The sequence below is a fragment of the Polynucleobacter sp. MWH-Berg-3C6 genome (genome assembly GCF_018881855.1).
GTDB lineage: Bacteria > Pseudomonadota > Gammaproteobacteria > Burkholderiales > Burkholderiaceae > Polynucleobacter.
The window spans coordinates 1-10,774 of the sequence record NZ_JACVPN010000008.1; the positions used below are offsets into that span (position 1 = coordinate 1).

A 10,774-nucleotide genomic window follows, 5' to 3' on the forward strand; every position below is an offset into this window, starting at 1 on the left:
TCAGAACAACACTTCAAGCACAAGCGTTGGTGCTGCTGCTGCAAGCCAAGTATCTGTTGGCGCACGTCACACTTTCTAATTTGACGCTAGCGTAAGCTAGTTAAGAATTAGTTTTTAGAAGTACAGCCTTTTAGATTAACCCACTGTAGAGATACAGTGGGTTAGTTTTTTGCAACATTTGAAAAATTTCTAGCAACATAGAGAAATAAATTTGTTTATATTTTTTAGCATTAAATTCTTCATGAATAAATTGTTAAAAAATTGCAAAGTTATTTCTACCAATATCAAGCGGCTAACGACGCTTCAAATAAAGCTGCAAATGCTGTGGATAGTGATGTCAGGTTAGGTGACAAATATTCCACAATACAGCTACCGCTCTTTCCGCAAGATAACCGTTATAGAAAATGCTATGACTTTCAAGAACTAATTTGCCTGCATCTAGAAAAAGAGCGGCAAAGGTGTCAGAACCAAGAGATAACTAAGCAAACCTTCGAGATGCTAAGGTGCAGGTTAAACGGTCATCTTCTAGCTTATTTTGGTGCAGAAGATGTTAGGGCGATAAATCATCGCAAGATATCTGCATTCATCACTTATTTGCAAAATGAAAAAGTTGGTGCGGTAACTATTAACCAATATTTAGGACTCTTGAAGAGAGTGTTTTATTTAGGGATTTTGGAAGGGTTGCTTGAGCAAATGCCTATTTTCCCCAAATTAAAGTCAAAAAGCATTCCACGGGGAAGCTTCTCCCTCATGGAGTACAAGCGTTTACTGAGAATCAGCAAGCAACTATCTTCTATTTAGAAGGTAGAAGGCCCTCCAACCCATCGCAATAAGGCTGGTGGCGCCTTTATCAAATACGACGGAGTGCCTGAAGAAATGCGCTGGCTGATTGGTTTTATGGTGAATACCTTTATCAGACCGGTCGATATCAAGCTCATTAAAAACAAGCACATTCATATCGTTGATGGCGCCAATAGATACCTGCGAATTCAGATGATTGAAACCAAAAAACATACAGGTCAAATCATTTCCATGAGAGTGGCCGTCAGCATCTATCTAAAAATCTTGGCTTTCCAAAAAAATAGGGGTTATGGTTGGCCAGATGACTATGTATTTTTCCCAGAAGTAAAAGATAGGCAGGGTGCAATAGCCTTGATATCCGGCCATTTCAAGAAAATTCTAGATAAAGGAAATATGGCACTTGGCGTTAACAATGAGAAAAGATCGCTCTATAGCCTGAGACACACAGCAATTACCTTCAGGCTTTTATATGGCCGGGGAATTGACTTATTAACCTTGGCCAGGAATGCGAGAACTTCTGTAGAAATGATAGAAAGGTTTTACGCATCCAATCTAACGGCAGAGATGAATGTCGACATGCTTCAGAGCAAACGAACCAGTATCTCAGGCAATTAATTCTTACAAAATGATGGCTGGGATTGCGCTGTCAATGCTCCGCTATCCGGAGTGCGCTTGCTTTTGAGATAAAAGGATGGTGCCCCTTGTCCGACTCGAACAGACCACCTACTGATTACAAATCAGTTGCTCTACCAGATGAGCTAAAGGGGCAACGGTGATATTTTAGCTTACTTAACAATCTTCAAGGATGGTCTGGTCGTTTTTGGCTTTTCAGCTACCTCATCTGAGGCATCTGCAATATGCAAGTCCCGAGTCTGCTTAGGATCAAACGGAAAAGACATTCCTTGACCATTCTCTCTGGCGTAAATCGCCAAGACATGCGTTACAGGAACCATAATCTTCCTCGGAATACCCCCAAACCTCGCCTGAAAGCTAATCCAATCATTCTCCATCTGCAGCTGATGGCAGGCCTCTAGGGAGAGGTTTAAAACGATTTCATCGTTCTTCACAAACTCCATTGGCACTTCGACCCTGGAGTCCACAAAGACCGCTATAAAGGGCGTAAAACCAAAATCCGTGCACCACTGATGTAGAGCACGGATTAGATAGGGTTTATTACTTGGAACGTCAGGCATGCCGACAGATATGAACCGCTAGTAAAGCTTAGCGGCGCATTACCTTTTCTGAAGGAGTCAAAGCCTCGATATAAGCAGGTCTGCTAAAAATACGCTCAGCATATTTCAGGAGGGCTGCAGCATTGCGGGAAAGATCAATGCCGTAATGCTCAAGACGCCATAACAAAGGCGCAATAGCAACATCGAGCATGGAGAATTCATCGCCAAGCATGTACTTATTCTTCACAAAAATGGGTGCAAGCTGAGTTAAGCGATCACGAATTGCCAAACGGGCTTTCTCGTGAGTCTTTTCAGCAGCCTTGCCTTTTTCATTTTCTAAAGCAGCAACGTGAACAAAGAGCTCTTTCTCGAAATTAAACAAGAAAAGGCGTGCACGTGCACGGGCTACTGGATCAGGCGGCATCAATTGTGGATGAGGAAAACGCTCATCAATATATTCATTGATGATGTTTGATTCATACAAAATCAAATCGCGCTCAACCAAAATAGGAACCTGGCCATAAGGATTCATCACTGAGATGTCTTCTGGCTTGTTAAACAAGTCGACATCACGGATTTCAAAATCCATGCCTTTTTCAAAAAGCACCAAGCGGCAGCGTTGCGAGAATGGGCAGTTAGTACCCGAGTACAACACCATCATAAATTTATTTCCTTAAATTTCTACTTCAATACAACAAACGCACAACAGCGTTAAATCTTTTCACTCACGAGCCCCGATTTCAGGGCTCATTAAATGATTAGTGAATATCTTTCCAATACGCTTTATTTAAGCGCCATGCCAAGAGGGTAAAGATCGCCAAAAACAAGAGCACTATCACGCCAAGACGCTTACGCTCTAGCTGAACTGGCTCAGCCATCCAAGACATGAAAGCCACCAAGTCGGCAATATTGTCGTCATACTCTTGGGACTTCATGGTACCTGGAGTTAACTGCTCAAAACCAACGAATACTTTCTCGGTTCTGCTCTCATCATGAGGATCTTTGCGCTCTTCAAACTTCGCAGCGCGCTCACCCTGTAATTGCCAAAGAACATGTGGCATACCAACGTTTGGATAAACCAAGTTATTCCAACCCGTTTGGGTAGTGTCATCTTTGTAGAAAGTACGGAAGTAGGTGTAAAGCCAATCTGTTCCGCGAGCACGAGCCTCTACAGATAAATCCGGAGGGGTCTTGCCAAACCATGCCTTGCCTTCTTTGGGAGTCATGGCAATCGTCATCAAATCACCTACTTTGGCATCAGTCAAAATGAGGTTGTCTTTGATTTGCTGATCGGTCAAGCCAATATCGCGCAAACGGTTGTAGCGCATGCTTGTAGCTGAATGGCAGTTCAAGCAATAGTTCACAAATATTTTGGCGCCATTTTGCAAGGAAGCATTGCTACTAACGCGATCCGGTGCCTTATCTAAAGGAAAGCCACCTTCACTTGCATTAGCGGCAGCACCAAAGCCGAGGGCAGCAACCAATACTGTTGCTTGGCAGACGCCCATCAAAGTTTGCAGAATTTGTTTCATACTATTTCCTAATTTCTCTGGTGTCTGAATTAATGGGATTCAAAAGTAACGCGGTCTGGAACCTGCTTGAATGTGCCAAGTTTGCTCCAGAAAGGCATTGCCAAGAAAAAGCCCAGATAATAAATCGTACAAATCTGAGAAATCTTTTCAAAAATTGGTGATGGCGGCTCGATACCCAAGTAACCCAAGATCACAAAAGTAACAATAAATACACCATAGATGTATTTATGGAACTGAGGGCGGTAACGAATCGATTTCACTGGGGAATAGTCAAGCCAAGGCAAGAAGAACAGAATGACTACTGAGCCACCCATAATTACGACGCCCCAGAATTTCGCATCAAACAAATAGAAGCCAGCAGCTAAAGCCAATGCAATTGCTACACAGGCACCCTTCACTCTGTTATCGCTTGAAGTCTTCGCAAACATTCCAAGAATGACCGCTAAGAAGATCCACAAAGGCAACAAGAAGTTAGAGGTAGTTGCACGCAACATTGAGTAGAACGGTGTGAAATACCACACTGGCGCAATGTGCGTTGGCGTTACAAATGGATTAGCAGGGATAAAGTTGTTTGCTTCTAAGAAATATCCGCCCATCTCTGGAGCAAAGAAAACGATGCTCGCAAAAACGATTAAGAAGCCACCCAAGTACATCACATCATGCACGCTGTAGTAAGGATGGAATGGAATACCGTCCACTGGATGGCCATTTGCATCTAAATTGTTCTTAATTTCAACGCCATCAGGATTATTGGAACCCACTTCATGCAAAGCCAAAATGTGAGCTGCCACTAAACCAATCAACACTAGTGGAATAGCGATCACATGGAACGCAAAGAAGCGGTTCAAAGTTGCATCGCCAACCACATAGTCACCACGCAACCATAAAGAAAGGTCTGGACCAATAAAAGGAATGGCAGAGAACAAGTTCACAATCACTTGAGCGCCCCAGTAAGACATCTGGCCCCATGGGAGCAAGTATCCGAAGAAGGCTTCGCCCATTAAGCACAAGAAAATTGCGCAACCGAAAATCCAAATGAGTTCACGTGGCTTACGATAAGAACCGTAAATCAAACCACGGAACATATGTAGATAGACCACCACGAAGAACATCGAGGCGCCAGTCGAGTGCATATAGCGAATCAACCAACCCCATGGCACTTCGCGCATGATGTATTCAACGGATTCAAAAGCTTTAGCAGCATCAGGCTTGTAATTCATTACCAAGAAAATGCCGGTAATGATCTGAATTGCTAAAACAACAATTGCTAACGCACCAAAGATGTAGAAAAAATTCAGATTCTTCGGGGCATAGTACTCACTCATATGCCGCTTAAATGCTTCGGTAACTGGAAGACGTGAGTCAACCCATGCCATTAGCTTTACGGCTGCGGAGGCGTCTGCAGGAACTTCTTTTTCGTGAAATGCCATTTATCTCTCCTTAGGCCTTCTTATCTTCGCCAACCAGAATCTTGGTATCGCTCAAATACATATGTGGCGGTACTTCCATATTGTCTGGTGCTGGTTTATTTTTAAATACACGGCCGGCCATATCAAATGTCGAGCCATGACATGGGCAAAGGAAACCTCCTGGCCAGTTATTTGGCAAAGAAGGTTGAGCTCCTGATTCAAATTTAGCTGTCGGAGAGCATCCTAAGTGTGTGCAAATACCTACAACTACAAGGTACTCAGGCTTAATTGAGCGCCATTGATTCTGGGCGTAAGGAGGGGTAAATTGAGCTGGATCACGCAAAGAATCTGGATCAGCCAACTCGCCATCAATCTTGGACAACTCAGCAACTTGCTCAGGGGTACGGCGAACTACCCAAACAGGCTTACCGCGCCATTCAACCATTCTCATTTCATCTGGCTGCATGCCAGTGATATCAATCTCAACAGCAGCACCGGCGGCCTTAGCACGCTCAGAAGGCTCAAAACTGTCTACAAACGGGTAAAGGGCCGCGGCTGCACCTACGCCTCCAACTGCCGAAGTGGCGATCAGCCAGTTACGGCGATCCTTGTCCATACAGGGCTTGTCACTCATTTACAAAATTCCTAAAGGGTATTTATGGGTGGAAATTGCTTAAACCTAGCATTTTAAAGTAAAAAGTGGGGTAAGTAGGAAAGTTGTGGGGTTAATCTTGGGTTAATGAGTATTTGGTCAAAAAAGGAAGCTGAAATGAGTGTTTTAAAGGAATTTCGGGACTTTGCCGTCAAGGGCAACGTCATAGATTTAGCGGTTGGCGTCATTATTGGCGGGGCTTTCGGGAAAATCGTCGATTCCCTAGTAAACGACATCGTTATGCCCGTGATTTCGACTCTTTTGGGGGGTCACATCGACTTTACGAATCTCTTTATCGTCCTAGGCCATATTCCAGAAGGGGTGCCCAGAACCTTTGATGCCCTCAAAAAGGCTGGGGTGCCCATTTTTGCCTATGGCAACTTCATCACCATTTCTATTAATTTCATTTTGCTAGCCTTTGTGATTTTTCAAATGGTCAAAGTAGTCAACAGGATTCGTCTCTTAGATGCGCCACCTCCGCCAGCAGTACCGGAGGATGTCGTGTTGTTGCGTGAGATTCGTGACAGCCTCAAAAAATAAATTCATAAAGCACATTACTCAATGTTGAATCGCCTATGGTTACTGTTTGCGCAAACAGTAACCATTCTTCTTGCGGCAATATTCATTATTGTCACTCTGAAACCGAACTGGATATCGGGCGAAGGTGTGAGCTCTATTGTTGAAAGCGTTACCTTAAAAGAAGGTGCATATGATGGCGGCTCTATTAGCCCAGGCTCATACCATGATGCAGTAAAAAAATCGATGCCTGCGGTTGTTAATATTTTCACCACCAAGATTTCTACAAAACCAAAAGCGCGCAAAGGAATCAAACAAAATCCTGCTGATCCTTTGTTTAAATTCTTTTTTGGTGACCAGCCACCCGACGAGGAACCGACATCCAGCCTGGGTTCCGGGGTTTTAGTAAGTCCCGAGGGAATTATTCTTACCAATCATCACGTCATTAGTGATGCAGATGAAATTGATGTTGCACTTGCAGATGGCAGAAAAGTCAAAGCAAAAATTATTGGTAGCGATCCAGAAACAGATATCGCCGTTTTAAAAATCGAACCTAAACAATTGCCTGCACCAATTGCTCTAGGAAAAATTGAATCTGTTCATGTAGGTGATGTAGTACTTGCGATTGGAAATCCATTTGGAGTTGGTCAAACCGTTACATCAGGGATTGTTTCTGCGATGGGTCGCGATCATGTTGGTATCAATACTTTTGAAAACTTTATTCAAACGGATGCAGCAATTAATCCTGGAAATTCAGGGGGCGCTCTAGTGGATACGCGCGGCAATTTGATTGGTATCAATACCGCCATTTATTCAAACAACGGCGGGTCCATGGGAATTGGATTTGCTATTCCAATAAATTTAGTCAAGCAAGTAATGGAATCTATTCTCAAAAATGGTGGGGTCACTAGAGGCTGGATTGGGGTTGAGCCTCAGAACCTGTCAAAAGAGCTCTCAGAATCGCTTGGTTTGCCTAGCAACACCGTCGGAGTCCTGATTTCTGGGGTCCTGGAGGGTGGTCCTGCGGCAAGGGGCGGGGTTAAGCCTGGGGATGTGCTCGTCTCCGTGAATGGCAATAACACTCAAGACGTAAGGCAGCTCTTAAATCAAATCGCGCAGATCGGCCCAGGAAATGAAGCAACTCTGAAAATTTTGCGCAAAGACAAAGCCTTGGAACTGAAGGTCCAAACCGGCAAGCGGCCCAGACCAAAGACACTGAATTAATTGAGGACTTGCTGCCTTTTATCCAGCCAGTATTTTGGATAAGAAATCTTTAGCTCTTGGGGAGCGCGCTTCGGGATTACCAAAAAATTCATCCTTGCTGCAGTCCTCAATAATTCGACCCTGATCCATAAAAATCACTCGATTACTCACCTTGCGTGCAAAACCCATTTCATGGGTAACACAGCACATAGTCATACCCTCGTTTGCAAGCTTGACCATCACGTCCAATACTTCACCGACCATCTCGGGGTCTAAGGCAGAGGTAGGCTCATCAAAGAGCATCACGATTGGATCCATGCTCAAGGCACGAGCAATCGCTACACGCTGCTGTTGACCACCAGATAACTGTCCAGGAAATTTATCTTTTTGCGCACTCAGACCAACCCGCTCAAGGTATTTCAGTCCATGAGCCTTTGCATCATCAGCTGAGCGGCCTAGCACCTTGATCTGAGCTAATGTCAGGTTCTCAGTAATGCTTAAGTGTGGAAAAAGTTCGAAGTGTTGGAACACCATTCCTACGCGGGCTCGTAGCTTGGGGAGATTGGTCTTTGAATCATGCAAATCAATTCCATCTACAGAAATTTGACCAGCCTGAAATGGTTCTAACGCATTAATTGTTTTAATTAAGGTCGACTTGCCTGAGCCAGATGGACCGCAAATCACTACTACCTCCCCTTTTTTGATTGACGTCGTGCAATCAGTCAAAACCTGAAAGGAGCCATACCACTTAGAAACGTTTTGGAGTTCAATCATGATGGTCTATGTAGTGTGTAGCAATCAAAAAAATAATTAACGAATAATGGCAACTTTTGCCTGAATAGCGCGCACTACTTTGGATAGCGAAAAGCAGATGATGAAATACGTAGCGGCGGCCAAGATATAAGTCTCGATTGGACGGCCATAATTTTTGCCAGCAATCTCAAAACCTTTTAATAAGTCGTAGGCGCCAATGGCATAAACCAAGGAGGTATCTTGGAACAGAATGATGGTCTGCGTCATGAAGACGGGAATCATATTTCTAAAAGCTTGGGGCAAAACTACCAAACGCATATTTTGCCCGTAGGTCATCCCTAAGGCCTCACCTGCATAAACCTGACCTCTAGGTACGGACTGAATACCGGCTCGCACAATCTCCGAAAAGAAAGCTGCCTCAAATGCAATAAAGGTAATGGTGGCAGATAAATCTGCTCCGATAGGCCTACCAATGAGCATTGGGATTAATAAGAAAAACCAAAGAATTACCATCACCAATGGAATGGAGCGCATGGTGTTGATGTAAAACGTTGCTGGATACACCAAGGCCGGCTTGCCAGATAGCCTCATCAAGGCCAAGAAGGTGCCAACTACAATGCCCCCAATTGTCGCAATAACAGTGAGCTGCACGCTAAATAGAAGGCCCTTCAGAATGTAATTTGTGAAGAGTTCCCAATTGTAGAAACTAATGTCTAAGCTCAACATATCGCCACCATTTAATGAGCCAGACTTGCATCATTCGATACAGCGATAAAACCAGGAATACGACTTCTTCTCTCAATGAAAGCCATGACTCGATTGACGCCGAAGGCTGATAATGCATAGAGCAGAGTAACTGCTAAGTAAATTTCTACGCCGCGAGAGGTTTCTTCTTGAGCCTGCATTGCAAACAATGTGAGCTCCGGGACAGAGACCGCAAAAGCAACGGAAGAGTTTTTAATAGCATTCATACTTTCCGAAGTCAACGGCGGAATGACAATGCGCAAAGCCATGGGCAATATGACATAACGATACGTCTGTGGGGTAGTTAAGCCAAGCGCAGTAGAAGCTGCTCTTTGCCCGCTAGGCAAAGACTGAATGCCTGCGCGCACTTGCTCTGCTATACGGGCTGAGGTAAAAAAGCCCAGCGCAATACTCACTAGCCAATAGGATGGAAGTGCCTTCAATGGCAAAACAAATGCAGGGATAACGTGGTACCAGAGAAAGACCTGCACTAAAACTGGAATATTTCTAAATAACTCTACCCAAGCCGTTGAGAGCCGAACAAGCCACCTACTGAGTTTTCCGTTATCCGGTAGAGTTCTGAGGGTACCCATAATTGCACCCACGATTAAAGCAATAGCCAAGCCCAAAGCTGCTACAGCAAGAGTCCACCCCCAGGCTTTTAAAAGCCAATCTAGGTAACTAGGATCTGCATTTTGTCCAAGACCAAAAATTGAGGAGAAGCAGTGATCAACCGCTTCTCCGTCTAAGGTGCTTTTACAAAAAACACCTAAATCTAATGCCATATTAACAACTCAATTGATTGAATTACTTCTTGTTGTAGTCTTCTGCAGGCTTGTCATTCAAATTAGCCCAGGCATTTTTAGTTGCTGGAGATAACTCAAGACCAACTACAGCATTTTTTGGTGGGATTGGTGACAAGAACCACTTGTTCCACAATCCAGGCATTTTGCCATTTGCAACGATCTTCGCAATAGCAGCATTTACGGCGGCCTTGAATTCTGGATCATCTTTACGAACCATAATAGCAATCGGCTCTGTACTCAATATTTCACCTACGATCTTGTAATCTTTTGGATTCTTAGAGCTAGCGATGTTGCCAGCCAAAATAGAACCGTCCATCACAAACGCGTCAGCACGGCCAGACTCTAGCAATAAGAAGCTATCAGCATGATCTTTACCAAATACTTCATCGAAGTTAACGCCATTAGCTTTCTCATGCTTGCGCAGCAATTGAACAGAGGTGGTGCCAGTAGTTGTGGCAACCTTTTTACCTGCTAATTGAGAAATGGAATTAATCCCAGAATTTGCTTTAACTGCAATACGCACTTCCTCAACATACAAAGTATTGGCAAAGCCAACATCCTTAGCGCGAGTACTATTATTAGTTGTTGTACCGCACTCAATATCAACAGTACCATTTTGCACTAAAGGTACGCGGTTTTGGGATGTAACAGGCTGGTAATTGATGCGCAATGTGCTCAAGCCCAACTTGTCTTTAATATCGCCCAGAATCATGCGGCAAACTTCAACGTGGTAACCATCAAAGCGGCTATCGCCAGTGGTATAGGACATTGGAATAGATGACTCGCGCACGCCCATAGTGACGGCACCAGAAGATTTAATCTTGTCTAAAGTAGGGCTCGCGGCAAACGCGCTAACAGATAATCCGGCAAAGAAAACGGCAGCAACAAACTGACTTAATTGATTCTTTTTCATGGGGCTCACTTTCAATAAATAAATAGGTAAGGCAAATGACTTTATATCACCCTTGCAATATAAAGCATTATTCGGCGAATTTATAAGTAATTTTTAGGGGTAGACCCTGTCCCCAAATGAAAAAACCCGCTATGTTTCCATAGCGGGTTTTGTACTTCTTTTCTAAATTCAAACTAGCTTACGCTAGCGTCAAATTAGAAAGTGTGACGTGCGCCAACAGATACTTGGCTTGCAGCAGCAGAACCTACGCTTGTGCTTGAAGTATTGTTCTGG

13 protein-coding genes and 1 tRNA gene are annotated in these 10,774 nt (G+C 43.9%); 4 read left to right on the plus strand and 10 right to left on the minus strand.

Translation table 11 applies throughout. The annotated features are described in order from the left end of the window. Positions 1-261: 261 nt before the first annotated feature. Positions 262-801, plus strand: a complete 540-nt coding sequence (locus ICN13_RS09895) for a phage integrase SAM-like domain-containing protein (RefSeq protein WP_216140194.1) — start codon at positions 262-264, stop codon at positions 799-801. Positions 802-864: 63 nt separating this feature from the next. Further along, the gene (locus ICN13_RS09900) at positions 865-1,416 is read left to right on the plus strand and encodes a hypothetical protein (protein WP_216140195.1); all 552 of its coding nucleotides are present in this window, start codon (positions 865-867) and stop codon (positions 1,414-1,416) included. Between the two features lie 77 nt (positions 1,417-1,493). Here the strand turns inward: ICN13_RS09900 and ICN13_RS09905 are convergent. From ICN13_RS09905 to petA, 6 genes are all read right to left on the minus strand, one after another. Then, positions 1,494-1,569, minus strand: a tRNA-Thr gene (locus ICN13_RS09905). A 17-nt stretch (positions 1,570-1,586) separates the two neighbouring features. Further along, positions 1,587-1,994 carry a ClpXP protease specificity-enhancing factor gene (locus ICN13_RS09910; protein WP_216140196.1) on the minus strand — a complete coding sequence of 136 codons (408 nt, stop codon included), beginning with the start codon at positions 1,992-1,994 and terminating at the stop codon, positions 1,587-1,589. Between the two features lie 28 nt (positions 1,995-2,022). Next, on the minus strand, positions 2,023-2,634 hold the full coding sequence (locus tag ICN13_RS09915) for a glutathione S-transferase N-terminal domain-containing protein (RefSeq protein WP_028819209.1): 612 nt from the start codon (positions 2,632-2,634) through the stop codon (positions 2,023-2,025). A gap of 97 nt (positions 2,635-2,731) precedes the next feature. Continuing rightward, complete coding sequence (locus ICN13_RS09920; protein WP_370622982.1) at positions 2,732-3,505, minus strand: cytochrome c1; 774 nt, start codon at positions 3,503-3,505, stop codon at positions 2,732-2,734. Between the two features lie 29 nt (positions 3,506-3,534). Beyond that, positions 3,535-4,935, minus strand: coding sequence for a cytochrome bc complex cytochrome b subunit (locus tag ICN13_RS09925; protein WP_216140197.1), 1,401 nt, complete (start codon positions 4,933-4,935; stop codon positions 3,535-3,537). A 10-nt stretch (positions 4,936-4,945) separates the two neighbouring features. After that, positions 4,946-5,548, minus strand: a complete 603-nt coding sequence (gene petA / locus ICN13_RS09930; protein WP_216140198.1) for a ubiquinol-cytochrome c reductase iron-sulfur subunit — start codon at positions 5,546-5,548, stop codon at positions 4,946-4,948. 135 nt (positions 5,549-5,683) lie between these two features. Between petA and mscL the strand changes: the two genes are divergently transcribed. Both mscL and ICN13_RS09940 read left to right on the plus strand, forming a co-directional pair. Continuing rightward, positions 5,684-6,106 carry a large conductance mechanosensitive channel protein MscL gene (gene mscL / locus ICN13_RS09935; RefSeq protein ID WP_216140199.1) on the plus strand — a complete coding sequence of 141 codons (423 nt, stop codon included), beginning with the start codon at positions 5,684-5,686 and terminating at the stop codon, positions 6,104-6,106. 21 nt (positions 6,107-6,127) lie between these two features. After that, the gene (locus tag ICN13_RS09940) at positions 6,128-7,306 is read left to right on the plus strand and encodes a Do family serine endopeptidase (protein ID WP_216140200.1); all 1,179 of its coding nucleotides are present in this window, start codon (positions 6,128-6,130) and stop codon (positions 7,304-7,306) included. A gap of 18 nt (positions 7,307-7,324) precedes the next feature. Here the strand turns inward: ICN13_RS09940 and ICN13_RS09945 are convergent, their stop codons facing one another. From ICN13_RS09945 to ICN13_RS09960, 4 genes are read right to left on the minus strand one after another with little or no spacing between them, the layout of a single operon-like run. Further along, positions 7,325-8,059, minus strand: a complete 735-nt coding sequence (locus tag ICN13_RS09945; protein WP_216140201.1) for an amino acid ABC transporter ATP-binding protein — start codon at positions 8,057-8,059, stop codon at positions 7,325-7,327. 36 nt (positions 8,060-8,095) lie between these two features. Continuing rightward, positions 8,096-8,764: an amino acid ABC transporter permease gene (locus ICN13_RS09950; protein ID WP_216140202.1), complete on the minus strand. Its 669-nt coding sequence runs from the start codon at positions 8,762-8,764 to the stop codon at positions 8,096-8,098. A gap of 11 nt (positions 8,765-8,775) precedes the next feature. Continuing rightward, positions 8,776-9,567 (minus strand): amino acid ABC transporter permease, encoded by a 792-nt coding sequence (locus ICN13_RS09955; RefSeq protein WP_216140203.1) that lies wholly within the window; start codon positions 9,565-9,567, stop codon positions 8,776-8,778. A 22-nt stretch (positions 9,568-9,589) separates the two neighbouring features. Beyond that, on the minus strand, positions 9,590-10,501 hold the full coding sequence (locus ICN13_RS09960; RefSeq protein ID WP_216140204.1) for an amino acid ABC transporter substrate-binding protein: 912 nt from the start codon (positions 10,499-10,501) through the stop codon (positions 9,590-9,592). Between the last annotated feature and the right edge of the window lie 273 nt (positions 10,502-10,774).